This is a genomic window from Avibacterium sp. 21-599, from assembly GCF_026226765.1.
Taxonomy (GTDB): Bacteria; Pseudomonadota; Gammaproteobacteria; order Enterobacterales; family Pasteurellaceae; genus Avibacterium.
Genome location: NZ_JAKKOB010000001.1, coordinates 356,530 through 383,426, shown reverse-complemented (window position 1 = coordinate 383,426; position 26,897 = coordinate 356,530). Strand labels below are relative to the sequence as shown.

At 42.1% G+C, this 26,897-nt stretch carries 15 protein-coding genes, 1 tRNA gene, 3 rRNA genes and 4 pseudogenes; 14 read left to right on the top strand and 9 right to left on the bottom strand.

Translation table 11 applies throughout. The features are described 5' to 3' along the window. Positions 1-35: 35 nt before the first annotated feature. The 6 genes from murI to L5B83_RS01790 all read left to right on the top strand — a co-directional run bounded on the left by murI (position 36) and on the right by L5B83_RS01790 (position 6,680). Positions 36-839 carry a glutamate racemase gene (gene murI / locus L5B83_RS01815; protein WP_265777369.1) on the top strand — a complete coding sequence of 268 codons (804 nt, stop codon included), beginning with the start codon at positions 36-38 and terminating at the stop codon, positions 837-839. Positions 840-1,200: 361 nt separating this feature from the next. Continuing rightward, positions 1,201-2,740: ribosomal RNA gene (locus tag L5B83_RS01810) — 16S ribosomal RNA — on the top strand. A gap of 90 nt (positions 2,741-2,830) precedes the next feature. Then, positions 2,831-2,906 (top strand) — tRNA-Glu (locus L5B83_RS01805). 209 nt (positions 2,907-3,115) lie between these two features. Further along, positions 3,116-6,108: ribosomal RNA gene (locus L5B83_RS01800) — 23S ribosomal RNA — on the top strand. A 113-nt stretch (positions 6,109-6,221) separates the two neighbouring features. Beyond that, positions 6,222-6,337 (top strand): 5S ribosomal RNA (gene rrf / locus L5B83_RS01795). Together the 16S, 23S and 5S rRNA genes with 1 tRNA gene alongside form the textbook arrangement of a ribosomal RNA operon. A gap of 1 nt (position 6,338) precedes the next feature. Beyond that, positions 6,339-6,680, top strand: a complete 342-nt coding sequence (locus L5B83_RS01790) for a transposase (RefSeq protein WP_326938357.1) — start codon at positions 6,339-6,341, stop codon at positions 6,678-6,680. A gap of 153 nt (positions 6,681-6,833) precedes the next feature. Here the strand turns inward: L5B83_RS01790 and L5B83_RS01785 are convergent, their stop codons facing one another. Together L5B83_RS01785 and prlC are read right to left on the bottom strand one after the other, a co-directional pair. Next, positions 6,834-7,244: a surface lipoprotein assembly modifier gene (locus L5B83_RS01785; RefSeq protein ID WP_265777367.1), complete on the bottom strand. Its 411-nt coding sequence runs from the start codon at positions 7,242-7,244 to the stop codon at positions 6,834-6,836. 146 nt (positions 7,245-7,390) lie between these two features. Beyond that, positions 7,391-9,433, bottom strand: coding sequence for an oligopeptidase A (prlC, locus tag L5B83_RS01780; RefSeq protein ID WP_265777366.1), 2,043 nt, complete (start codon positions 9,431-9,433; stop codon positions 7,391-7,393). A 125-nt stretch (positions 9,434-9,558) separates the two neighbouring features. Between prlC and L5B83_RS01775 the strand changes: the two genes are divergently transcribed. Both L5B83_RS01775 and L5B83_RS01770 read left to right on the top strand, forming a co-directional pair. Beyond that, positions 9,559-9,921: a YbaN family protein gene (locus L5B83_RS01775; protein ID WP_250363455.1), complete on the top strand. Its 363-nt coding sequence runs from the start codon at positions 9,559-9,561 to the stop codon at positions 9,919-9,921. 81 nt (positions 9,922-10,002) lie between these two features. Continuing rightward, a complete protein-coding gene (locus L5B83_RS01770; RefSeq protein WP_265777365.1) occupies positions 10,003-11,547 on the top strand; it encodes a peptide ABC transporter substrate-binding protein in 1,545 nt (514 codons plus the stop codon). A gap of 18 nt (positions 11,548-11,565) precedes the next feature. On the opposite strand, the gene L5B83_RS01765 is transcribed toward L5B83_RS01770, so the two are convergent. Genes L5B83_RS01765 through erpA form a run of 4 tightly spaced genes read right to left on the bottom strand, consistent with a single transcriptional unit; the run spans position 11,566 to position 15,451 of the window. After that, positions 11,566-12,324 (bottom strand): PIN domain-containing protein, encoded by a 759-nt coding sequence (locus L5B83_RS01765; RefSeq protein WP_265777364.1) that lies wholly within the window; start codon positions 12,322-12,324, stop codon positions 11,566-11,568. Between the two features lie 18 nt (positions 12,325-12,342). Further along, complete coding sequence (gene mrcB, locus L5B83_RS01760) at positions 12,343-14,703, bottom strand: penicillin-binding protein 1B (protein WP_265777363.1); 2,361 nt, start codon at positions 14,701-14,703, stop codon at positions 12,343-12,345. Between the two features lie 32 nt (positions 14,704-14,735). Continuing rightward, positions 14,736-15,095 (bottom strand): YacL family protein, encoded by a 360-nt coding sequence (locus tag L5B83_RS01755; RefSeq protein ID WP_250349666.1) that lies wholly within the window; start codon positions 15,093-15,095, stop codon positions 14,736-14,738. A gap of 14 nt (positions 15,096-15,109) precedes the next feature. Beyond that, positions 15,110-15,451 (bottom strand): iron-sulfur cluster insertion protein ErpA, encoded by a 342-nt coding sequence (erpA, locus tag L5B83_RS01750; protein WP_268738983.1) that lies wholly within the window; start codon positions 15,449-15,451, stop codon positions 15,110-15,112. Between the two features lie 137 nt (positions 15,452-15,588). Between erpA and map the strand changes: the two genes are divergently transcribed. The 4 genes and pseudogenes from map (at position 15,589) to L5B83_RS01735 (ending at position 17,610) form a co-directional block, all read left to right on the top strand. Further along, positions 15,589-16,392, top strand: a complete 804-nt coding sequence (gene map / locus L5B83_RS01745; RefSeq protein ID WP_250349667.1) for a type I methionyl aminopeptidase — start codon at positions 15,589-15,591, stop codon at positions 16,390-16,392. A gap of 186 nt (positions 16,393-16,578) precedes the next feature. After that, positions 16,579-16,731, top strand: a pseudogene (locus tag L5B83_RS01740) (IS110 family transposase); the annotation flags it as partial. 43 nt (positions 16,732-16,774) lie between these two features. Continuing rightward, positions 16,775-17,122 (top strand): IS630 transposase-related protein, encoded by a 348-nt coding sequence (locus L5B83_RS12390; RefSeq protein WP_442780635.1) that lies wholly within the window; start codon positions 16,775-16,777, stop codon positions 17,120-17,122. After that, positions 17,068-17,610 (top strand): annotated as a pseudogene (locus L5B83_RS01735) (IS630 family transposase). The gene L5B83_RS12390 and the pseudogene L5B83_RS01735 overlap by 55 nt, the downstream one beginning before the upstream one ends. Before the next feature lie 436 nt (positions 17,611-18,046). Here L5B83_RS01735 and L5B83_RS01730 read toward each other — a convergent pair. The 3 genes and pseudogenes from L5B83_RS01730 to L5B83_RS01725 form a co-directional block, all read right to left on the bottom strand. Beyond that, positions 18,047-22,378: a YadA-like family protein gene (locus tag L5B83_RS01730; protein ID WP_265777362.1), complete on the bottom strand. Its 4,332-nt coding sequence runs from the start codon at positions 22,376-22,378 to the stop codon at positions 18,047-18,049. A gap of 55 nt (positions 22,379-22,433) precedes the next feature. Further along, positions 22,434-22,574, bottom strand: coding sequence for an ESPR domain-containing protein (locus tag L5B83_RS12385; RefSeq protein ID WP_442780619.1), 141 nt, complete (start codon positions 22,572-22,574; stop codon positions 22,434-22,436). Between the two features lie 191 nt (positions 22,575-22,765). After that, positions 22,766-23,415 (bottom strand): annotated as a pseudogene (locus tag L5B83_RS01725) (IS1595 family transposase). A gap of 560 nt (positions 23,416-23,975) precedes the next feature. Here L5B83_RS01725 and glnD point away from each other — a divergent pair. Both glnD and L5B83_RS01715 read left to right on the top strand, forming a co-directional pair. Continuing rightward, positions 23,976-26,573 carry a bifunctional uridylyltransferase/uridylyl-removing protein GlnD gene (gene glnD / locus L5B83_RS01720; RefSeq protein WP_265777361.1) on the top strand — a complete coding sequence of 866 codons (2,598 nt, stop codon included), beginning with the start codon at positions 23,976-23,978 and terminating at the stop codon, positions 26,571-26,573. A 59-nt stretch (positions 26,574-26,632) separates the two neighbouring features. Then, positions 26,633-26,866: pseudogene (locus L5B83_RS01715) on the top strand (bifunctional glutamate--cysteine ligase/glutathione synthetase); the annotation flags it as partial. Between the last annotated feature and the right edge of the window lie 31 nt (positions 26,867-26,897).

Sequence of the window (26,897 nt, the reverse complement as noted above, 5' to 3'; positions counted from 1 at the left end):
AGATCATCTCAACTTGAATTGCTTTTTAATAATAAATGACAACCTTATCTGATCCGCCTACCATTTTATTTTTTGATTCTGGCATTGGGGGCTTGAGTGTATATCGTGAAGTTAAAACACTTTTGCCTTATTGCCACTACCTTTATTGTTTAGACAACGCATTTTTTCCTTATTCTGAAAAAGAAGAGCAGGCGATTATTGAACGTTGTGTCTCGATTTGTCAGAAAATTTCGCAACAACATCCGATTGATTTAATTGTGATAGCTTGTAATACCGCAAGCACAGTCGTTTTGCCAGCATTACGAGAAAATTTTTCTTGCTCAGTTGTTGGTACCGTACCGGCTGTAAAACCTGCTGCACAGCAAACAGAAACAGGGATTATCGGATTACTTGCCACTAAAGGTACAGTAAAACGACCTTATGTAGATAAGCTGATTCAAGATTACGCAATGCATTGTACTGTTGAAAAGCTAGGAAGCACGGAATTGGTGAAAATGGCAGAAGAAAAATTACAAGGGAATCCCATTGATCCCATAAAACTTTTATTTGAAGTCAAAGAATGGCAACGGAATTTATCATTAGATACGGTGATCTTAGGTTGTACCCATTTCCCATTCCTAAAAGCAGAACTAAAAGCCTGTTTGCCACAAGTGAAATATTTTTTAGATCCAAGTAAAGCAATTGCTAAACGAGTCAAGGATTTGCTTGGGGAACCAACGCAAAAAACAGTCAAACAGAATTTGGTGTATTGTACAAAAGAAAGTAAAGAACAGCCTTCTTTATTAAAGGTATTTAAACAATTTGGCTTTTCAAGCTTACGCACGCTTATTATTAGATAAATAGCCAATAATTAAGTGCGGTATAAAAATTCACTAAATTTTCACCGCACTTTGCAGAAGAAATCATCAGTGTGATTTTAAAATAATCGGTCGTCATCATTTTTGTGTTTTTTTATTATTTTTTGCAAAAAAACACTTGCAAAGATTTTCGAGATGTCTATAATACGCCGCACACAACGACGCGACGTTGTAGAAATAAAGATGATACAAATCGCGTCGTTCTTTTTTGCTCTTTAACAATCAATCAGACAATCTGTGTGGGCATTCGTTGATTTTCAAAAAGATTTAAAATTTAGAAATCAATGATGCTTAACTTAAAATTCAAAAAGAATATAACGTTATGTATTCATTGAGCGAGATTAAACTGAAGAGTTTGATCATGGCTCAGATTGAACGCTGGCGGCAGGCTTAACACATGCAAGTCGAACGGTAACGGGTTGAAAGCTTGCTTTCGATGCTGACGAGTGGCGGACGGGTGAGTAATGCTTGGGAATCTGTTTTATGGAGGGGGATAACCATTGGAAACGATGGCTAACACCGCGTAATATCTGAGGATTAAAGTAGTGGGACCGCAAGGCCACTAGCCATAAGGTGAGCCCAAGTGGGATTAGGTAGTTGGTGGGGTAAAGGCCTACCAAGCCTGCGATCTCTAGCTGGTCTGAGAGGATGACCAGCCACACTGGGACTGAGACACGGCCCAGACTCCTACGGGAGGCAGCAGTGGGGAATATTGCGCAATGGGGGAACCCTGACGCAGCCATGCCGCGTGAATGAAGAAGGCCTTCGGGTTGTAAAGTTCTTTCGGTGATGAGGAAGGTGGACGTGTTAATAGCGCGTTGATTTGACGTTAGTCACAGAAGAAGCACCGGCTAACTCCGTGCCAGCAGCCGCGGTAATACGGAGGGTGCGAGCGTTAATCGGAATAACTGGGCGTAAAGGGCACGCAGGCGGTAAATTAAGTGAGATGTGAAATCCCCGAGCTTAACTTGGGAATTGCATTTCAGACTGGTTTACTAGAGTACTCTAGGGAGGGGTAGAATTCCACGTGTAGCGGTGAAATGCGTAGAGATGTGGAGGAATACCGAAGGCGAAGGCAGCCCCTTGGGGAGATACTGACGCTCATGTGCGAAAGCGTGGGGAGCAAACAGGATTAGATACCCTGGTAGTCCACGCTGTAAACGCTGTCGATTTGGGGGTTGGGCTTTGACTTGGCGCCCGTAGCTAACGTGATAAATCGACCGCCTGGGGAGTACGGCCGCAAGGTTAAAACTCAAATGAATTGACGGGGGCCCGCACAAGCGGTGGAGCATGTGGTTTAATTCGATGCAACGCGAAGAACCTTACCTACTCTTGACATCCAAAGAAGGTCTTAGAGATAAGACTGTGCCTTCGGGAGCTTTGAGACAGGTGCTGCATGGCTGTCGTCAGCTCGTGTTGTGAAATGTTGGGTTAAGTCCCGCAACGAGCGCAACCCTTATCCTTTGTTGCCAGCACTATGGGTGGGAACTCAAAGGAGACTGCCAGTGATAAACTGGAGGAAGGTGGGGATGACGTCAAGTCATCATGGCCCTTACGAGTAGGGCTACACACGTGCTACAATGGTGCATACAGAGGGAAGCGAGCCTGCGAGGGTGAGCGAATCTCAGAAAGTGCATCTAAGTCCGGATTGGAGTCTGCAACTCGACTCCATGAAGTCGGAATCGCTAGTAATCGCGAATCAGAATGTCGCGGTGAATACGTTCCCGGGCCTTGTACACACCGCCCGTCACACCATGGGAGTGGGTTGTACCAGAAGTAGATAGCTTAACCGAGAGGGGGCGTTTACCACGGTATGATTCATGACTGGGGTGAAGTCGTAACAAGGTAACCGTAGGGGAACCTGCGGTTGGATCACCTCCTTACCGAAGAGAAGACGAATGTTCACACAGATTGGTTGATTGATGTTAGACAATGAGAAGCAAAGGATGTAGTAGAGATTACCTTTATATGTAGTCCCCTTCGTCTAGAGGCCTAGGACATCGCCCTTTCACGGCGGTAACAGGGGTTCGAATCCCCTAGGGGACGCCATATAAAGCTAATCTCATAGCGAATTGCTCTTTAACAATTAAAAAACAAGCTGAAAACTGAAGAGACTTTCAAGCCAGTGATAAAGGATAAAGTTTATCATTGAATTGAAGAAGTCTGAGTAGAAGAAGACTTACTTGAACAAAAGCAAGTAAGCGATTCTCAACGAATGACGATGATAGCTTTAAGGAAAAAAATCCTTGAGGTTGTATAGTTAAGTGAGAAAGTGTACAGGGCGGATGCCTTGGCAATCAGAGGCGAAGAAGGACGTGCTAATCTGCGAAAAGCGTGGGTGAGTTGATAAGAAGCGTTTAACCCACGATGTCCGAATGGGGAAACCCGATAGGTGAAGAACCTATCATTGTTTACTGAATAAACTAGGTAAACAAGGCGAACCGGGAGAACTGAAACATCTAAGTACCCCGAGGAAAAGAAATCAACCGAGATTCTGTGAGTAGCGGCGAGCGAAAGCGGAGTAGCCAGTAAGTGATAGCAAGTGATTTAGGAGAATTGACTGGGAAGTCAAGCGAAACAGGGTGATAGCCCCGTATCTAAAAAATCGCGTGTGGTACTAAGCTTACGAGAAGTAGGGCGGGACACGAGGAATCCTGTTTGAAGATGGGGGGACCATCCTCCAAGGCTAAATACTCCTGATTGACCGATAGTGAACCAGTACTGTGAAGGAAAGGCGAAAAGAACCCCGGTGAGGGGAGTGAAATAGAACCTGAAACCCTGTACGTACAAGCAGTGGGAGCCCTTTGGGGTGACTGCGTACCTTTTGTATAATGGGTCAGCGACTTATATTTTGTAGCGAGGTTAACTGAATAAGGGAGCCGAAGGGAAACCGAGTCTTAACTGGGCGGCTAGTTGCAAGGTATAGACCCGAAACCCGGTGATCTAGCCATGGGCAGGTTGAAGGTTGGGTAACACTAACTGGAGGACCGAACCGACTAATGTTGAAAAATTAGCGGATGACCTGTGGCTGGGGGTGAAAGGCCAATCAAACCGGGAGATAGCTGGTTCTCCCCGAAATCTATTTAGGTAGAGCCTTGTGTGAATACCTTTGGGGGTAGAGCACTGTTTCGGCTAGGGGCCCATCCCGGGTTACCAAACCGATGCAAACTCCGAATACCAAAGAGTAATGCACAGGAGACACACGGCGGGTGCTAACGTCCGTCGTGGAGAGGGAAACAACCCAGACCGCCAGCTAAGGTCCCAAAATCTATATTAAGTGGGAAACGAAGTGGGAAGGCTTAGACAGCTAGGATGTTGGCTTAGAAGCAGCCACCATTTAAAGAAAGCGTAATAGCTCACTAGTCGAGTCGGCCTGCGCGGAAGATGTAACGGGGCTAAAATATAGTACCGAAGCTGCGGCATCAGGCGTATCACTAATACGCCTTTACGATTAACGACTTGCGAAGCAAGTCGGTTAAGCGTCCAACACGTTGAGTGAAGGAGAAGTAGAGAGGATTAGTGATACGCCTGTTGGGTAGGGGAGCGTTGTGTAAGCGGAAGAAGGTGAATTGAGAGGTTTGCTGGACGTATCGCAAGTGCGAATGCTGACATAAGTAACGATAAAACGGGTGAAAAACCCGTTCGCCGGAAGACCAAGGGTTCCTGTCCAACGTTAATCGGGGCAGGGTGAGTCGGCCCCTAAGGCGAGGCTGAAAAGCGTAGTCGATGGGAAACGGGTTAATATTCCCGTACTTGGTAAAGCTGCGATGTGGGGACGGAGAAGGTTAGGTTAGCGTACTGTTGGAGATGTACGTTTAAGTTGGTAGGTGGGTAGACTAGGCAAATCCGGTCTACTGTGAACACAGAGAGATGATGACGAGGCTCTAAGGAGCTGAAGTAACTGATACCACACTTCCAGGAAAAGCCACTAAGCTTCAGGCTTTACTAAACCGTACTGAAAACCGACACAGGTGGTCAGGTAGAGAATACTCAGGCGCTTGAGAGAACTCGGGTGAAGGAACTAGGCAAAATAGCACCGTAACTTCGGGAGAAGGTGCGCTGGCGTAGTGTGAAGTTCTTTGCGAATGGAGCATGAACCAGTCGAAGATACCAGCTGGCTGCAACTGTTTATTAAAAACACAGCACTCTGCAAACACGAAAGTGGACGTATAGGGTGTGATGCCTGCCCGGTGCTGGAAGGTTAATTGATGGTGTAATCGAAAGAGAAGCGCCTGATCGAAGCCCCAGTAAACGGCGGCCGTAACTATAACGGTCCTAAGGTAGCGAAATTCCTTGTCGGGTAAGTTCCGACCTGCACGAATGGCATAATGATGGCCAGGCTGTCTCCACCCGAGACTCAGTGAAATTGAAATCGCCGTGAAGATGCGGTGTACCCGCGGCTAGACGGAAAGACCCCGTGAACCTTTACTATAGCTTGACACTGAACCTTGAATTTTGATGTGTAGGATAGGTGGGAGACTATGAAGCGGTAACGCCAGTTATCGTGGAGTCGTTGTTGAAATACCACCCTTTAACGTTTGATGTTCTAACGAAGCGCCTGAAACGGGTGTTCGGACAGTGTCTGGTGGGTAGTTTGACTGGGGCGGTCTCCTCCCAAAGCGTAACGGAGGAGCACGAAGGTTTGCTAATGACGGTCGGACATCGTCAGGTTAGTGCAATGGTATAAGCAAGCTTAACTGCGAGACAGACAAGTCGAGCAGGTGCGAAAGCAGGTCATAGTGATCCGGTGGTTCTGAATGGAAGGGCCATCGCTCAACGGATAAAAGGTACTCCGGGGATAACAGGCTGATACCGCCCAAGAGTTCATATCGACGGCGGTGTTTGGCACCTCGATGTCGGCTCATCACATCCTGGGGCTGAAGTAGGTCCCAAGGGTATGGCTGTTCGCCATTTAAAGTGGTACGCGAGCTGGGTTTAGAACGTCGTGAGACAGTTCGGTCCCTATCTGCCGTGGGCGTTGGAGAATTGAGAGGGGCTGCTCCTAGTACGAGAGGACCGGAGTGGACGCATCACTGGTGTACCAGTTGTCTCGCCAGAGGCATTGCTGGGTAGCTAAATGCGGAAGAGATAAGTGCTGAAAGCATCTAAGCACGAAACTTGCCTTAAGATGAGTTCTCCCCGACTTTAAGTTGGTAAGGGTTGTTTGAGACTAAGACGTAGATAGGCTGGGTGTGTAAGCGATGTGAGTCGTTGAGCTAACCAGTACTAATTGCCCGAGAGGCTTAACTATACAACACTCAAGGGTTTTGGCTTGTTTTTGATTGAAAGAGTAGGGATTTTAGAGCGGAATGCTTTGAAGTCTGTAAAGAAAAGAGATAAGCTTTAGATAAGCGAAAGAATTATCTTGGCGGCGTTAGTGCAGTGGACCCACCTAAATCCATGCCGAACTTAGAAGTGAAACGCTGTAACGCCGATGGTAGTGTGGGAGCTTCCCATGTGAGAGTAGGGCACCGCCAGATTTTGAATGAAAGAAGAACGCCATTGAGGGAACTCAGTGGCGTTTTTTGTTTTTTAGGAAATGAAAGCAGAGAAGCATCAGTGAGAACCAATGCAATCGGCGCCATTCGAGAAGGGAATTTATTTGCACTCGGATTATTTGACTGTCCGATTGACAGCGATATTTTTTATGTTTGGCTGATCGAAGCATTGTTACCAGAGCTTGAGAAGCCGAGGATTATCGTGATGGATAATGCCGTGTTCCATAAACGACGAGATATTATCGAAGCCATTGATCAGACAGAACATAAGATTTTATGGCTGCCGCCTTATAGCCCTGACTTAAATCCAATTGAAAAAACATAGGCTAAGAAAAGTGTTGCCTGAGATAGGAAATTTTATGGTTGCACTAATGAGTGGTTTTATTTTAATTAATTATAGATCGAACGCTCTCCTTTTTTATTTTTAGCATCTTAGCCAGTCAAGCTAAGAATGATAGGTACTAAAGGAGAACTTATATTAAAATATTTTTTGTATTTCCAATGTGATGCTATGTTTGTGATAAGGAATATTTAAGCTATTGCTGTTCACCCGTTGATAGTTATAGCTTAATGTTGGCACTATTCCCATGAATTGAATACGGGGTGACCAGATGGATGTTGAGAATTGTGTTTCTCGATCTTGCCGTTTGGCATTACCACTTAACCCCCAATAAAATGGTGCTTTGTAGTATTTTTGTTCACGAGTAAGGCGTAAACGGGTACCAATATTTTCGTTTTGATAGCCTATATTGAGATTCGCCCGATATTTTATATACCGATCTTGTGGATAAGCGGTAGCATATTTTTTACCTATATCAACGGAAATGCCGGCATACCATCTTGAGTTAATGTTCCAAGAACTACTCAACGCTAAATTTTGTGTGTACATATAGGGAGCAATTACTAAACTTCAGAAATAAAAAGGTATGATGGGTAAGGTAATGGTATACGCTTTTAAGATTACATTATGCAATCTATGGATAGTTGAGTAAGGTGCATAGCGAAAGAGCTATGCACCAAAAAGGGAAATGAATATTATGAGGTTGCAATCCCTTTATGCCTTAATAAAGCATCGAGTTTAGGCTCACGCCCTCTAAAGCGTTTAAATAATGCCATTGGCTCTTCCGAACCACCACGGGTAAGAATTTCATCTAAGAAAGATTGCCCTGTTTGTGGGTTAAAGATGCCTTCTTCTTCAAAACGAGAAAATGCATCGGCTGATAGCACTTCGGCCCATAAATAACTGTAATAACCAGCGGCATAGCCTCCAGCAAAAATATGGCTAAAGCTATGTGGGTTTCTTGCCCACTCAACACCTTTCAGCACCGCAACTTCTTTTTTCACTTGCTGTAATATCTCTAAAATTTGATTCTCTTGGTTCGCATCAAAATAATGATGTAAACGGAAATCAAATAAGCCAAATTCAAGTTGTCGTAATACAAACATTGCTGCTTGGAAGTTTTTCGCTTTGAGTAGCTGTTGCAATTTTTCTTTTGGTAGAGGCTCACCGGTTTCATAATGTCCTGAAATAAAGGCAAGGGCATCTTCTTCCCAGCACCAGTTTTCTAAGAATTGACTTGGTAATTCCACGGCATCCCAAGGTACACCATTGATCCCTGCCACATCGGCTACATCAATTTGTGTTAGCATATGATGAATACCGTGTCCAAATTCGTGGAATAATGTGGTCACTTCATCGTGGGTAAAGAGAGCAGGTTTATCACCCACAGGCGCATTAAAGTTACAAGTAAGATAAGCCACAGGATGCTGAATAGTGCCGTCTGATTTACGGCGACGACCGACGCAATCATCCATCCACGCCCCGCCACGTTTATTTTCACGAGCGTAGAGATCTAAATAAAAGCTACCACGCAGTTGATCTTGGCTATCAATCAGATCAAAGAAACGTACATCATTATGCCAAGTTTCCACATCAAAACGCTCAACGGCACGAATATTAAATAAACGTTTAATCAGCTCAAATAAGCCCGTCAGTACACGATCTTCAGGAAAATAAGGGCGAAGTGCTTCATCATTAATCGCATATAAATGTTGTTTTTGTTTTTCGCTATAAAACGCAATATCCCAAGGTTCAAGTGCGGTGATATTAAAGTGCGTTTTACAAAATGCGTCTAATTCGGCTAATTCTTGCTGTCCTTGCGCTTTTGAACGGCTTGCTAAATTCTCAAGGAAATCCAATACTTGTTGCGGATTTTCAGCCATTTTGGTGGCAAGGGAAAGTTCGGTGTAATGCTCAAAATCAAGCAATTTTGCTAATTCCACACGCAAGGTTAAGATCTCTTGCATAATGGCAGAGTTATCCCATTTGCCGGCATTTGGGCCTTGCTCTGAAGCGCGCGTAACGAACGCGCGGTACATTTCTTCACGCAATTGGCGATTTTCACAATACGTCATCACTGGCAAATAGCTTGGAAACTCAAGGGTAAAGCGATAACCTTCTCGCCCTTTGCTTTCTGCGGATTGTTTTGCGGCTTGTAAAGCACTTTCTGGCAAACCAGCTAATTCATTTTTATCTGTGATTACTTTATCCCAGCCCATTGTGGCATCTAGCACATTATTGCTAAATTGCGAGCTTAATTCAGATAAACGCGCCACGATTTCCCCATAGCGTTTTTGTTTTTCTGTTGGAAGGGAAATGCCCGAGAGTTTGAAATCACGTAAGGCATTATCAATGGCTTTTTTCTGTGCCACGGTATAAGTTGCATATTCTGGGCTGTTTTTGAGTTGTAAATAGGCTTGATATAAACCTTCGTGTTGCCCTAACCAAGTGCTATATTCGGAAAGCAATGGCAAGCAGGCTTGATAGGCTTCACGCAATTCAGGGCTATTTTTTACCGCATTTAAGTGGCTGACTGGTGACCACGCTTTACTTAGGCGATCACCATTTTCAGTGAGTGGTTCAATAAAATTCTGCCACGTTAAGTGCGGTTGTTTTAAAACTTGCGCGACGGTATCTCGATTTTCTTGAATTAATTGGCTAATTGCAGGTTGAATATGTTCAGGTTTGATGTGCGAAAATTGCGGTAAGGTCGTTTCGCTTAATAGCGGATTTGGCATAACAGCTCCTTGCTTTTTATAGTGTTTTTCATTGCATAACAAATAAGGGGCGATTTTATAATATCAAGGTTGAGAAATCTAAAAAAATATGGATAATTGAGAATTATTTTTATTTGGAAAGAAAAATGAAAGCTATTTACATCATTTTAGGATTTATTTCGTTAGCACTCGGCATTATTGGCGCATTTTTGCCCTTACTACCGACGACACCTTTTTTATTACTCACGGTATTTTGCTTTGCGCAAGGTTCTGAACGTTTACATAATTGGATCATTCACACGGAACTTTATAAAAAGCATTTGCAGTCTTTCAGTGAACAGCGTGCATTAACGTTAAAAACTAAAATTCGGATTCTTATTTTATCCACCACAATGCTGGCAATTGGGTTTTATTTTACCCCTACCATTTTTGGTAAAATCGCCATTTTACTCGGTTTGATCATTCACTATTGGGTGTTTTTCTTTTGGATTAAAACGCTGAAAGAATAACCCGTTATTAAAGAAAGAATGATTGGTAATAAAGGGGCATTTTTGTATAATGCCCCTACTTTTACCTGAGTTTTTAAGCCAATGCCATCATTGAACATTTCAACAATTTTACCAAGTGCGGTGTTTTTTTGCGTTATTTTCGGATTAACCGGTTGCGATAAGCCACAGCAGGTTACCACGCCTCATCCTGCACAAACCACGACAACACCAACTGAGCCTGAAGTGCGTATTCCTCGCTTAGTGCGTGGCGTTTATGGTGATTTAGTGATTTCGCCAGACAAACTACAAAATGATGAACAAGCCACTTTTTTGCGTGATATTCTAGAAGGCTTGGTAATTTACGATCCGCACGGCAATGTGATTCCTGCCGTTGCTGAAAGCTGGCAAACCAAAGATAATAAAACTTGGATATTTACTTTGCGCGAAGCGGCAAAATGGTCAAATGGCTTACCTGTTACCGCCGAAGATTTTGTACAAAGCTGGCGAAAATTAGCGACTTCAAATAATCCACTGAAAAAATACTTAGCTTTTATCAATATTCAGCACGCGACCTCTGTGATACAAGGGGAAGCGGATGCTGCTCAATTAGGCGTACAAGCCCTGTCTCCACAGCAATTACAAATCACTTTAGAAAAAGCGATCCCCTATTTACCCGCAATGTTGGCGCACCCTGTGCTATTACCGCAGTCTTTTGCCGAACAGCAAGGCTTTGTGAGCAATGGGGCTTATTATGTGAAAAATCAGCAAGGGGATGAAATTCATCTGGCACAAAATCCTTATTATTGGCAAGGTGAGAATGTGGCATTCTCTTTGGTTGATTATAAAAAACTCGCGCCAAATCAAGAACTGACGGGGATTGATATTGTTGTTAATCCAACGCATCGCAATGTACAAGTGACGTATTTTCCGAAACTTTGCACTTATTATTATGAATTTAATTTTAATGATCCAAGGCTGGCTAAAAGTGCGGTACGAAAATCTCTTGTTTTTTTAGCTTCAGCCCGTAACTTAGTGCGGGGTGAACCGCAGGCTCGTCTGGCGAGTAATCATTTTCTTCCCATTTCAATGCAAGGTGAGCCAGAGAATGCGTGGTCGCCCGTGTTAGTGGAACAGCTTTTACAGCAAAACGGGATTACCGAAAAATCGCCCCTCGTGTTGCGTTTAACCTTTGACCAAGAAGGGATTAATCACACCATTGGGCAGCGTTTAGTGCAAATGTGGTCGCAATCTGATCTCATTCATATCCAAGCCGATCCTGTGCCTTGGCAAACCTTATTGGAAAGACGTGCTAAAGGTGATTTCCAAATTATTCGTTCGGGCTGGTGTGCGGATTACAATGATCCTTCGGCATTTTTAATGAATTTTTATTCCAAAAATCCAGACAATAAATCCGCGTATCACAATGAAAAAGTGGACGCATTACTAGAACAGAGTTTACAGCCTATTTCTACGCAAAAACGCACCGCACTTTATCAGCAAGTAACTCAATTATTACAACAAGATAATGTGGTTTTACCCGTGTTTCAGTATACCACTCCCATTTATCTTAGCCCTAATTTGCAAGGTATTGATCGGCAAAATCCAACCAATGTGATTTATAGCAAGGATTTAAAGCGGGAGTATTAACATCAGAGGAAAGTGAAATCACGTTGTAAAAATCATTTCCCTAATTTTGCTAATTTGCGAGGCATTTAAACCATCACCGTTAAAAAAGCTCTTGAGCCAGTTCGTTTGCGTTTCGAGTTTATTCGGGTGATGCCTTTTTTCTAGGCTATTTAATTTTGCTTTAGCACGAGCAATATAGATTTTTAATTCTGTTGATTGGGCAGGGGAAAAATCTACCATTTTGATCAGGGCTTTAATCTCTTTTTCAGCAAGATTTTCTGATTTTAATAACGCATTGATACAATTATATTGACTTTGCGGTTTTTTCGGTAAGCTTCTGGGAGAAATCGCATTTATTTTATCAATGTGCTTTTGTATTGTTGAGGCAAATTCAACCATATTTTTAGTTTGGCTATTATCTCTTGGATTCGGATTACTTAGAATGTCATTTATGCTGTCTAATCGCTTAGCCTGTTTGATCCGATCTTTTATGAGGTAATAATGAATGATCGAATCGAACCCTTTATCTTTAGAAATAATATAAAGGGAATTAAATTGATATTCTGTTGTGATACGCGCCATCTCATCAACAATAATAAAATCTAATGCATTTTTTCCTGATTTCGGACATTCAATAATACGGCAATTTTTTTCGAATCTTATCAAAGAGGTTACCAATGTAACAGGCAGGGATTTTTGATTTTCACCAATACAAAGCACAATAAAATGATCATTTGGAGATAAATGCTCTAATGTTGTCGGTTGGATATTTTCATAATCAATAAAAATCAATTTCATCTTATCCCTCGATAAAAATTAATTGGCAGGTGCAGCTTCTTCCACGGGGGCTGGCTGAGAGCCTAAAGCGGAGGGTTTTAATACATCCCACAAGCTCGGCTGTTTCGGTTCTGGTGCAACTTCGCGAGGGGATGAACAGAAAGATTGGTTACCATCTGTCCATACAGGAATTTGCCGTGCATTGCCACAATCCCAACCTCCATAACTATTAATACCAACCCATTTAATGCCTTCTGGCGTGGATGGATGCAAGGTTTTCGCCTGTGTGCGTTGTAGATAGTTTTTATATACCTGCAATGCCCCCGTTGCTCCTGTTAATCTTGTTTCGCCATTGTCATCACGTCCAAGCCAAACCGTGGCGACATTTTCGCCGTCAATCCCCACAAACCAAGTATCGCGCGCAGAGTTTGTGGTTCCCGTTTTTCCTGCTAAATGTAAATGGGCGAATTGGTTTTGCAAACTGCGTGCAGTGCCGCGTTCAACTGTTTGTTGCATAGCAAAAAGCGTTTCATAAGCCGCTTGTGCCGGAACAACTTGGTTTGGTTGCGTATTTCGCTGATAAATTAATTCCCCTTTTTGATTTGTAATGCTATTTACTGTTGCAAGGGGAATGGTTGCTCCTTGATTGGCAATTGTTTGGAATAATTTCGTCACTTCATAGGGGGAAATTGAGTAAGATCCCAATAACATTGCCGGGACTTTAGGAATTTTTACTTTATCCCAGCCCATCGCTTTTTGGGTTTCAATCACTTTGCTTAGTCCTACTTTCATTCCAATATTTACCGTAGGAATATTTAACGATCGTGCAAGTGCATCCATTAACATTACAGAGCCACTATAACGACGATCATAATTTCGCGGTTGCCAAGGCGGACTACCTTTAGTATGAATGGTAATCGGCTGATTTTTAATTGGCGTATTTAAACGAAATTCGCTAGGTTCAGTAAGTGCGGTTAAATAAATAGAAGGTTTTACCAGTGAGCCAATTTGACGTCTCGCATTTAATGCACGGTTAAAACCCGCATAGTTGGTTTGCAAACCACCCACAATGGCTTTGATTTCACCTGAATGATAATCTGCCACGATCATTGCAGACTCTAAATAAGGATTTTTATATTTCAACTGTAATTCAGAAGCGGCATTAATCACTGCTTGTTCAGCATAATGTTGCTGTTTAATATCTAACGTAGAGAAAATGCGTGTGCCAGATAAACTACTTGCACGATTTTCGCCTAATTGCTGGCGAAGTTCGGCTTGCAAGGTTTGAATAAAAGCAGGATATTTACGGTTAATTTGTCCCCGTTTTTGCACGCCAAGCGGACGTTTGCTCAACATCTCATACAGCTCTTGCCCAATTACTTTGTGTTCAAGTAATAAACGTAACACCACATTACGGCGCTCAAGCGCATTTTCAGGATTGCGCCAAGGATTATATAGCGAAGGGCCTTTTACCATTCCTACTAATAAGGCAATTTGATCTAAATTGATCTCACGAATTGAACGGCCAAAATAAAAATGGCTTGCTAATTCAAAACCGTGGATTTGCGTATTGCCGTTTTGTCCAAGATAAATTTCATTAAGATAGGTTTCCAAAATACGGTTTTTGTCGTAACGCCAATCTAAAATGAGTGCCATTAGCGCTTCATTGATTTTTCTTGTGAATGTACGTTCGTTAGAAAGGAAAAGATTTTTAACCAATTGCTGCGTTAAGGTACTTCCCCCTTGCACGCGATGGCCTGCTTGTAGGTTTGCCACAATGGCTCTTGCAATACCTAAAGGGCTTATCCCGTCGTGTTCATAAAATCGGCGATCTTCAGTTAAAAGCAAGGTATCAATCAATAATCTAGGATAATTTTGTAAAGAAAGGGTTAAGCGTTCTTCATTTTCTGATTGCAACATTGCAATTAATTTGGGGGCGAGAGAAAATTCATCAATGGCTTTTACATTAACTAAATCTTCTATTACCGCTAATTTGTTGTCTTTAAAGCGTAAACGGAAAACCCGCTGGGCTTCAGGGTGAACAGGGAATGGAAAGGCGCCACGCAACAAAACGAGGGTATTGTCTTCAATTTTGAAATCACCTGGGGCGGCAACCATTGTGGTTTGACGATAATCGTTTTCTAATAAACGTTGTTTGACCTCATTGAGGCTTAGTTCATCAGATAATTTAATGGTATCTATTTTGCTATAAACTTCCGCGGGTAACTGCCAGATTTGCCCATCCATTTTGGCGCGGATTTGCCCATCTAAATAAATTCCGTAAAAAGTAACGTAACAAGCCAGCACAAACGCGATTTTAAGCAAAAAATGACGAAAACGCTTTTTTCGCGAAGGGGAGGCTGTTTCTTTTGTTTCTGGTGTAGGATTGCTTTCTGACATTACACATTATACCTAGTGATCTGGCACGAATTTTAGCGCTTAAAGGATAAATAAGATTGTAAAAACTGTTCAAAATCTTCCAAGCCACAGAAAGCGAGGCTTTCTTCATCATAGTAATGAAAATCTGGCTCAAGTTCTTGTTGTTCATCAATAGCAAGATTATTCGCACGAATCATCACTTCATCAGCACTGACAAATAGGCTATATTCAGCGCCAAGTAATTTGAAATCCTGTGTTGGCGCTTGGCGAGCTTGATTGATAAGAGAAAGTGCGGTGGAAATTAGCTGAGAATTTGACCGCACTTCGGTATTTAACCAATTGGCTAAAGCCTCGTGTCCCATTGAACATTTGGCTGAAATTTGTCCGCCTTGGGCAAAAAATTGATAATCCATTTTGAGTGATTAGGTTAGATACTGAACGATGAACCGCAACCACAAGTCGTTGTCGCATTAGGGTTATTTACCACGAAACGAGAGCCTTCTAGTCCTTCCGTGTAATCCACCGTGCCGCCAATTAAATATTGCAAACTCATTGGATCAATCACTAACTGCACGCCAGAATTTTCAATGGTGAGATCACCCTCGTTTACTTTTTCATCAAAAGTAAAGCCATATTGGAAACCGCTACAACCGCCGCCTGTGATATAAACGCGTAATTTAAGCTCGCTATTTTCTTCTTCTGTGATCAAGGCTTTTACTTTATTGGCAGCCGCATCGGTAAAGGTTAAAGGAATTGCCATCTCTGTCATAATTTATCTCGCTTGTATCCTTGTCAATTTTAAGTTGGCTATTATCTAATAACCAAGTAAACCATTCAAGAATTTATCAAGGATTTTTCAACGGAAAGGTGGTAAAATGCCGCACAAATTTTTGTCAAGGAGAAGTTATGGCAATTCCAATTAGAACAGAACAAGAAATTGAAAAACTGCGTGAGGCCTGTAAATTAGCCTCTGATGTGTTAGTGATGATCGAACCTTATGTAAAAGCGGGTGTTACCACTGGCGAGTTAGATCGCCTGTGCCACGAGTATATGGTGGAACAACAAAAGGTGATCCCCGCTTGCTTAGGTTATCACGGTTTTCCTAAAGCAACCTGTATTTCCATTAACGAAGTGGTGTGTCACGGTATTCCCAGTGAAGGAAAACAGCTAAAAAATGGTGATATTGTGAACATTGATGTCACGGTGATTAAAGATGGCTACTATGGCGATAATTCTAAAATGTTTATCGTTGGCGAGACAAATATCCGTAGCAAAAAATTGGTGGACGTAACACAAGAAGCATTATATATCGGCTTGCGTACGGTAAAACCGGGGATTCGTTTAAGAGAAATTGGCAAAGCGATCCAAAAATATGCAGAGTCGCAAGGCTTTAGCGTTGTGCGTGAATATTGTGGACACGGCATTGGTACCGAATTTCATAATGATCCCCAAGTGTTACATTATGACGGAGATGATGGCGGTGTGATCTTGAAAGAGGGAATGGTTTTCACCATTGAGCCGATGATCAACGCAGGCAAGCGTGAAGTGCGTTTAATGGGCGATGGATGGACGGTAAAAACTAAAGATCGCAGCCATTCTGCGCAATTTGAGCATCAAATTGTGGTTACCGCAAAGGGTTGTGAAGTAATGACAATTCGCGAGGAAGAAGAAAAAGCAGGACGCATTCAGCGGTTTATGGTGAATGTATAATCTACGGGCGAACACATCGGTTCGCCCCTTGTATATTAAGATTAATATAAAATAGCAACAAAACCCCGTTATCTGCATCTCGAGTTCGCCCCAAGCAACAAACCGAGTTGTAGTAATGAGAGCAGATAACATTTCACCAAAAAACCGAACAGTTGCCAGACTTAACCCCGAATGCAAGGCAGGTTAATGATGAATAAACAAACTTATTGTGGTATTGATATTGCTAAACGTCATTTCGTAATTGGGCTTTCTAACCAAAAACGAACAAAGACTGAAACCAACAACCCGAAAGGGATTGCGCATACCATTGAGTATTTACGCGATTTCAGTGTTAACTTATAGTAAAATTCCCCAAAAGCCAAAACAGAGCACAACATGACTTATCCCGTACATTTCCGTAAAAAATCATAGAACAAGCAAAAAAGCAGAGCGAATTGTAGATTTTCTAAAAATCTACGGCATCAGTACATCCACTTTTTACGAATGGAAGAAAGAAATCCAATCGAAAAAGGGACACCAAAAAAAGCCAAGAACCATCAATAATAAAGCATTGCTAAACGATGTTAAACGCTTCCCCGATGCCACTCAGGCTGAAAGAGCTGCACGCATAGGCACAACGCAGAGTGCTATCTGCAAAGCGTTGCGCCGTCTGAAAATCAGCCGTAAAAAAAAACACTGCACCACCCTCAGGCGGACGAACAGAAAAGACAGAACTTTAAAGAAGCGCTGACAGCTTATTCTGAAGCGGGATATGACGTTGTTTATTTAGACGAAAGTGGATTTGAGAAGCAGACTTTTCGCACTCACGGCTATGCGCCTGTTGGAGAGAAATGCCCAGCTACACACAACTGGCAGAAAATGGCTACTCGAACCAATGCAATCGGCGCTATTCGAGAGGGGAATTTATTTGCACTCAGATTATTTGACTGTCCGATTGACAGTGATATTTTTTATGTTTGGCTGACCGAAGCATTGTTACCAGAGCTTGAGAAGCCGACAGTTATCGTGATGGATAATGCCGCATTCCATAAACGACAAGATATTATCGAAGCCGTTGACCAGACAGAACATAAGATTTTATGACTGCCGCCTTATAGCCCTGACTTAAATCCAATTCAAAAAACATGGGCTTGGGTTAAAAGTCTGAGAAAACAATGGCGGCTTGATTGTGTTGATGCTTTATTTTTTTGGATTTTAACAATTGTTTCGGTTTTTTAGGAATTTGACTGTATTTACCGCAAATAAACTTAATGCCCCTACGCGTAAGAAATGTCGTCTATCCATTTTTTCTCCTTTTGATGTTCACTAAAAGCGTGATGATTGTACGTTGTTTCTTTCCTCGCTTCTAGTGACGTTTTGTGATTAAAATCAAGTGCGGTGGTTTTTTGAGAGATTTTTTTACATTTTAGGTGATTGCTTAGCAAGGCTGTTTTCTGTTCCTGTGATTTAAGAGAAGTTGAAATCCTCAATAGATTAAATAAGGCGAGGTTTCATTTGCAAACAGTGTAGATAATACGGTGTTGTCAGCTCCCTTATGGGCTACTTGTACACGGCAGTCAGCTTGTCTTATTTTTATTTTAAACGATGATATAAAAATAAGCCTACGCAGAAAACGTAGGCTTATTTATTTTTAGCTTATATTAGTCCCGTTGCGTTAGAATTGATAACCTACTGCACCACCGACAATATAATTTTTACGGGTATCCGCTGAGGCACCCACTTTAATGACCCATTTTTCATTATCAGAAACACGGGATACCCCTAACGCAACCGCACTTTGGTTGCGATATGAAGTACCACCTACGGAAACCATTGATTTGCCCGGACGGGTTGGTTGAGGTTGCATACCCAATGCTGCTGCGCCAGCAATACCTGCACGTAGATCTTTATCCATCTTATGGACATTTTGGTTGAGGTGATTAATCACCCGATGTGTATCATAAAGCTGGCTACCATTGATGGCATCAGTGCTATTTGCTGAAACCACCCCGGCGGCAACGTGCTGAATTTGACGCGTTTCATTGGCATTACCCACAGAAACCACGCCTTTCACATTATCTACACCGGCAACATTCGCGTCATTCGCACCTGCATAGGTATAATTTCCACCATTTGCCGTAGTATGTATTCCGTTGGAAGATGAACGATCGCCTAAGAATACAGAGTTTTCAATGGTTTGAGTAATATTACTACCAAACGCATAAGTGCTATTTGTTTGAATATTATTGTTATTCCCCACAGAATAACTGCTATCACCATTAATAATAGTTGGGTCACCAAATGCCCCAGATCCTTCCCCTGATACGGTATTACCGGTACCAATAGCAATACTATTTTTACCCGTTGCTTTGGCACCATTGCCCATAGCGATGGCATTCTCACCTTGCGCATCTGCTCTATAGCCGATTGCGGTTGATTTGGCACCAGAAGCACTCGCATCTTCACTGTTGGTTTTAGTCCCTTCAACACGTTGTCCGCCATTGACGTGGAAATATTTCGTTCCTTGCTCTTTCACTTGGACTAACGCATCAATTACTGAGGTATTTTCTCTTTCTTTTTGACCAGATATTTCATAAGTCACTAATACCTCTTTCCCCTTCTCTGTCAATTTACCTGTGTTATCAACATAAATGTTGCCAAGGGTATTTTGATAGTTATTGGTTACATTCGTTACATTATTTTGTACTGCATTTTGTAAGGCTAATAAATCACCAATATTGGCGGCATTGGTTTTTTCAGCAGGTGAAATATCCCCGTTCGCGATCGCTTGTTTGATCTCATCAGGTGTTCTGCTACCAAAACCACTTGCCACATTGGTAATCTTATCACCACCAACATCCAAGCCATTTGCTGTGCTAGTGAGTTTCGTTGTGTTATTGCCCTTACCAATGGTTACACTATTGAGATCGGTTAAATCTTCAGCCAATTTCACGATAACTTCATTGTTTGCAACATCCACACGAATATTTTTCGCTGAGGCAGCTGCGTTATTGGCTAACTCACCTTTGATGGTAATGGTTTTACCTAAGTTTTGCTTAGCTTCATTACCCGCACTGTCTTTCAGTCCAAAACCGCCACCATCCTTGGCATTGGTAATATTGCTAACCACATTTTTTAAATCACCGATATTGGCAGCATTGGTTAGCGTAGCGCCTGTTGCACTGGCTAAATCGCCTCCCGATAAGCCACTGGCAACATTCGTGATTTGATTACCGCCATTGCTTAGTCCTTGATTGGTTAAGGATACTGTGTTGTTCGGATCTGTTGCAGTAATTTTAACGCCATCCTTATTTACTACTGTTGCCCCCGTTGTAACGCTACCATCCTGACCCAAATCAATATTCTTAGCTAATTTAACCGTTAATGTATCGGTGCCATTAGAGACCACACCAATATTATTATCGGTTAGCTTGCTTTCGTCCGTTTGCCCCCCTTGAATTTTCACTTCTTGGCTGAGTTTGCGTGCAAACGTCTTATTCGCGTTATCACCACTAAAGAACATTGGCGTATCGGCGAGATTTTTTAAATCGCCCACTGTACTAGCTTTGTTCAGCGTGTTACCTTTTGCGTTAGTTAGGTTATCAATAAAGCTATTTGTGCCAGCAGTTTGATTAAGCGTGTTAGCTGAGCCTGCACCATTCCCTACATTGCCACCGATACCACTTGCGATATTAGCCAGCGTGGTTGGCTTGTTTGTTGAGCCATCGGCATTTTGCATCGAAGCCACAACATTTTCTGCGTTTACACTTTCACCCTTTCCATCAGCTTGAGTGTTGAATGTGCCATTAGCAAGTTTATACACCTTCGTGCCATCATTTTTCGTGTAAACCACTGGAAGTTGGGCATTTTCTGCCACACTTTGGACATCAACGGCAACGGTAATGGTGTTTACGCCATTTTCTGTTTTGCCGGAAACGGTAGCGCCGCCGGTTCCCACAAACTTGACTTCACCGGCATTTTTCACTTGTGAGCTAAAGGCGGTGCTTAAATCACCCGTTGTTTTATCACTGCTCACTACAAAGCCCATATTGCGTAAATCGCCTACGGTGGCAACGGTGGTATCTGCCACACCGCCTGTGGCTGGTTTAGTCAGATCTAATAAGCCCTTAGTATTACCATCTGTTGTAATCGTATTTAAGCCACTACTTACATTTCTTAATACAGTTGGCTTATTGGCATCCCCATCAATATTCTGAACAGATGCCACTACATCTTTGGCATTTAAGGCATCAGTAACTTTGCCGTTATTAGGATCTAAATTTGGCGTTGGGGTAGTGTAGAATTTGTCTCCCACTTTATAAACTTTTGTGCCATCGGTGGTGGTATAAACCACAGGAATATTATCAAACTCTTTTGCCACAGCATAAAGTTGTGAACCATTAATGGCATCAGTTGAATCGGAAGAAATTTTACCTGCAGCGACATTGATAATTTGGCGCTCTTTGTCCGAAGCACCTACACTTAGTACGCCTTTGTCCGCAGATCCCTGACCTGCAAAACCGCTGTAAGTAAGGTGACCAACCAAGGCGGTATTTTCGGTGGTTGCTTCGCGGTCATCAGATTCATTACCCAAAATGACACTATTGGCTTGGCTAGCAGTAACGCCATTACCCATTACAAAGGTATTTTCAACATTAACATTATTTTGGTTACCCACAATACGGCTGTTATTGCCTGTCAGGGTATTATTGTTACCAAAAGCACCAGCATTGTCGCCTGCAATCGGACTGTCTTTTGTACCATTATTATTACCAATGGTATAAGTGCCAGAACCACTAATATAGCTCGGATCACCCAACGCTCCCGAGTTTTGTCCCCGTACGATATTGCCTGTACCAATGGAAATGGCATTATTGGCAAGCGCTTTTGCATTCATACCAATCGCTATACCATTTTCGGCAATTATCGTGCCTGTAACCTTATTGGGAACAAGAGTGGTGCTATCTGCCTCCACCGCACCTGCACCGACTTCCGCATCTTTACCAATGGCAATCCCTGCGGTAGAGTCTTTATATACTTTCGCTTTTGCAGCCAACGCTACGGCATATTCTGCCCCTGCTACAGCGGCATTATCGCGTGGCACTTTCAAGTTAGCATTCAGCTCAGTGTCTGATACATCAGTACTGCCGCCAATTGCGACTGCCCCATTACCCTGAGCGATTGTTCCCTGCCCGAAAGCAATTGCGCCAAGACTATTTGGGATAATCATCGCACCTCGCCCCACTGCTTGAGCTCCACGCGAGTTCTCATCTACTAGTGCTTGATCGCCAATGGCAAAAGAACCTTCAGAACGCGTTTCTGCATAGAGCTTGCCCAAAGATGTGTTCCCCCACGCCCCAATAGCAATACTACGAATCGCATTCGCACGTGCAGCTCCTAATGCCGTTGCAGCCCCCACGGACGTTTTCGCATTATGCCCAACAGCTGTTGCACCTCCATAACTACCCCAATTATCCCCCGGAAGTTTATCAGTATAGGCAACTGCCCCTTGGCTTGCATCATTAGCAAGTATTTCAGCATTATAACCAATTGCCACACTGCCTGCACTATCGTGATAATAAGCATTTAAATCGCGGGTGTAATTAATTTTAGCGCCAGAGCCAATCGCTACTGAATTTGGACCACCTTCTGCAATTGAGGCATTTGTTCCGATAGCAATACTGTTTGTAGAGCCGTCAGCTTTAAAAGTACCCTCTTGCCCTACATACCAGCCGACATCGCCAGAAACAGACGCATTTCTTCCTAAAGCAATCGAGCCTTCAGCCAAGCCTTGCGCGTTATTACCTTGTGCAATTGCATTTTTCCCGCTCGCTTTACTGCTGGTACCAATAGCAATGCTGGCTGCGCCTGCGGCATTTGCATTTAAACCACAAGCAACTTCACCCATCCCATTGGTTGATTCTGTGTGTTCTCCGTCAGCGCCACAGAGTACATCTTTACCGCTGTCGGGATTTGTAGCAAGCACATTTCCCGTAGCACTTAGCATTGTGGTGAGTACAATAGCATTTAAAAAATGTGGTGAAAGGACGTTTTGTATTTTATTATTTTGTTTGTTTGTTTGTTTGTTTGTTTGTTTGTTTGTTTGTTTGTTTGTTTGTTTGTTTGTTTCCTCGCGTAATTTCTGAAACCACGGTCAGCCTGTTAAGTACTCGATTAAAAATCACTTTATAAATTTTATTCATCTTTAATTGCTCCTTAGCATTAAATGAAACAGTTATTTTAAAATAGGGACTGATCTACTGCAGCCCCTAAGAAATTGTAAACGGGTAGTTTTGTTTAAAATTCAAAAAAGAGTGGCATTTTACTTGAGTTAACGAATTAACTCAACCAAAACAGTATTGGTTTATATTGTTTTAGGGGCTGTCCTAGATAACTAGGCTAAATTTCCTTTAACTAATTGTTTTAAAATAGAAATTTGAGATTTTAAGTTACTGTTATTAAAACGCCATTCGCATTCCTTCAAATAAAGCTCAAAATGCGCTTTAGGAATACCGTTAAACTTGCGTAAATGGCGTTTCACTTGATTCCAAAAGTTCTCAATTCCGTTAATGTGATTTTGTTTTTCTGCAAAGTGTGTACTGTGATTGATGCGAAAATGGTTAAATTCACTCACGTCAAGTACATCATAACTTCGGTAGAAATCAATGTAAACAATACTATCAGGCTTTACTTGCTCGCGAATGATTGGCAACAATGTCGCAGATTGAGTATTTGGCAGCACGATGGTGTAAACCTTACCATTGCGTTTTAAAAGCCCAAATACAGCCGTTTTACCTGCTTCACCTAGCCCTCGTTTGTCTTTGCGAATGCCACCGAAATCGCTTTCATCAGCTTCAATTTCGCCATCGAACATTTCCAAATGGGAGCTGTTTTGATAAATAAGTAATCGTAAGCGATGAAAGTAATACACTGCTGTCGTTTTGTTTACATTTACTCACTCGACTGCTGTTCTTGCAGTAACACCTGCGACAAACAGCTCAATGAGTTTATTTTTTTATGCTGACTTAAGCGATTTTTTCTCATTTGGTCATTTTAACCTAAACAGAGTTTTTAGTCGTTATCTAGGACAGCCCCTTGTTTTATAGTAAAATTCCAAAAAAAACAAAATAGAGTGCAATATGACCTATCCTGTACATCTCCGTAAAAAAATCATAGAAAAAGCCAAAAAAGCAGAGCGAATCGTAGATTTTCTAAAAATCTACGGCATCAGCATATCAACTTTTTACGAATCATTTTAAATGCGATTGTCCGCGATGGTTCACAGTGGGATGCTTACGCACTTTAATTAACGAATTTGTATTTTGGCTTTTTAGCGGAATACAGTTGCTACGATTTATTAAATCACCAATGTAATGTACGGGCAGACCTATGTGTTTACCTGAAAAATTAATGATTATACGGACGGACACATAGGCCATCCCTACAGAAAAATGATATGAAATACGGACGAATACATCGTTTTTCCTAGCATAGGTTGGAATAATAGATTAAAAATGGCAATGTTTGTTCTCTATTATAATTAATGTAGGGGCAGACCTATGTGTCTGCCTGAAGCTGATAGCCGAAAAGGAATCTGATCCAAAATGTTTACTTACAGTCGCGCAACGCCGTTCACAATACAATCTGTCAAAGCGCAAAAAGATCAACTCAAAAACCTTGAACTCGCTGAATTTCAACAAGCTTCTATCTATCAATTACTAGAAAATCGCACAACATTTTATGACGATATATTGCAACACCTTTGGCAACATTTTCAGCTTGATCAACAACCAGATCTGAGCCTAATTGCAGTAGGTGGCTATGGACGAGGGGAAATGTTCCCTCTATCTGATTTAGATTTTTTGATTTTGGCACAATCGCAACCTAGTGAAGAAATTCAGTTGCAACTCCGTCAATTTGTTCAGTTTTTATGGGACTGTGGGTTTGAAGTGGGGCATTCTGTTCGTACTTTGGAGGAATGTGAACAAGCTGGCCGAGAAGATATTTCTATTGCCACTAATTTGCTCGAAAGTCGCTACTTATGCGGAAATGAAAAATTATTTGAAAAACTCACCGCACTTTTAAAACAGTCCGATTTCTGGCGCTTGGCGGATTTTTATCAGGCCAAGATGGAAGAAAAAAATGTGCGTTATCAACGTTATAACAACACCAGCTATAACCTTGAACCGGATATCAAATACAGCCCGGGCGGTTTGCGTGATTTACATTTGCTCTATTGGCTCGCCCTACGGCATACCGGGGCAAAAAACTTGCAGGATATTTTACAAACGGGCTTTATTTACCCCGAAGAGTATGCGTTATTGCAAGAAAAGCAACATTTTTTGTTTAAAATGCGCTTTGCTTTGCACCTCATTTTAAAACGTTACGATAACCGACTATTATTTGATCGCCAAGTAAAAGTGAGTCAATTGCTTGGCTATCAAGGGGAAGGTAATGAAGCCGTAGAAAAAATGATGAAAGCATTTTTTCAATCTTTACAAACGATTGCGACCCTGACGCATAGCTTAACGAAACATTATCGTGAACATTTTATAGACAAGCCAAGTCAGCAAACCTGTTTTCCGTTAGATCGCCATTTTCACGTTTCGAATAATGCCATTTGCTTAACGCAAAAAGACTGTTTTCAACAACAGCCAGACAGTATTTTAGATTTGTTTTTCTATCTCACTCAATACCCAACAGCAGAAATTCATTCCAGCACGCTACGCCAATTAATCCGCACGATTGAAACATTTCAAGGCTATTTAAGTGAAAATTCACAAGCGAGAGAAAAATTTCTCCGCTTATTTCAACAACCAAATTGCGTGCAACGAGCATTTTTGCCAATGCATCAATATGGCGTGTTACGCATCTATTTACCACAATGGCAAGCCATTGAAGGATTAATGCAATTTGATTTATTCCATAGCTATACCGTTGATGAGCATACCTTGCGCGTGATGCTAAAATTAGAACGTTTTACCCAGCCCGAAAGCCAATCTGCACACCCCATCTGCTATGGCATTTTTGCTCAATTATCACAGCGTGCTTTGCTTTATCTTGCAGGGCTATTTCACGATATCGCCAAGGGGCGGGGAGGTGAGCACGCCGAGCTTGGTGCAAAAGACATTGCAGATTTTGCCGCGTTACACGGTTTTTCTGCTCAAGACAGTGAATTAATGCAATGGTTAGTCGCTCAGCATTTATTGATGTCGGTAACGGCACAACGGCGAGATATTGATGATCCCAATATCGTCCTTGCATTTGCTGAGGAAGTTACGACTCAACAACGCCTTGATTTGCTCACTTGCTTAACGGTGGCAGATATTTGTGCGACTAATGAAACCCTTTGGAATAGTTGGAAACGTTCTTTATTAACAAAGCTTTATCAATCTACTACCGAGCAATTTAGCCTAGGAATGGCAAACCTGTTGGATAATCAGAACAAAATCGCACAGCATAAAAATCAGGCACTGGCATTATTACAACAAGAGAAGCCCGATCTTCTGCAAGAAGCTATTCAGTGCTTGTGGCAAACGTTCCCACAAGATTATTTCTTACGCAATAATCCAAAGCAAATTTGCTGGCATAGCGCACTCATTGCGGAAAGTCGAAAACAAAGTGCGGTGCAAAATGTGGTAAAAATCAGTAACCGCTTTTCTGCAGGGGGGACGGAAATCTTTATTCATTGTGAAGATCAAGACAATTTATTCCATAAAGTTGTCAGCACCATCGGTGCAAAATGTTTTAGTATCCACGATGCACAAATTCTCACCGCTGAAGACGGCAAGGTGTTTGACAGTTTTATTGTTACTGAATTAGATGGAACACTCGCGAAATTTGATCGCCGCCGCGAGCTAGAGCAAGCCTTGCAAAAGACACTGAGTGCGAACAAAATCGCGAAAATCAGCACAATGAAAAACCATCAGCTTAAGCCATTTCGTGTAAAAACCGAAGTACGCTTCTTGCATTTAGCGAAAAGCACACACACAGAAATGGAACTGTTTGCCCTTGATAAAGCAGGGTTGTTAGCAGAAATCAGCCAAATTTTCACCGCACTTCAGTTAAATATCCAAAACGCTAAAATTACTACAATTGGTGAAAAAGCGGAGGATTTCTTTATTTTAACCAATCGCGAAGGGAAGGCATTGTCGCAACAGGAAAGAGAGGCGTTAGAGCAGCGAATTTTAGCGTTCATATAATAAAATAACCGTGAAGATTTTGCGAAAGCCATTGAAATCGCCTTTCGTGAAGATAAAGAAGCTATAAAGCACTTGCTGTTGGTATAACCAAAGCAATGGGGGCAGTAGTCTGTGGCGTGGATCTCATCATTCCTGATCTGCACAAACCCGCGGAAGCAAGTTTGCAATCTTGGGGCGTGATCGAAGCGAACTTTAACCCAATGATGATGATGCACATTTTCCCTTATTCAGGAAAATCTCGTCGCCTCACCTTGGACGTGATTAAAATGCTATTCCCAGAATTACCAAACTAAAGTGCGGTGCTTTTTTTTCTAAATTTTAATA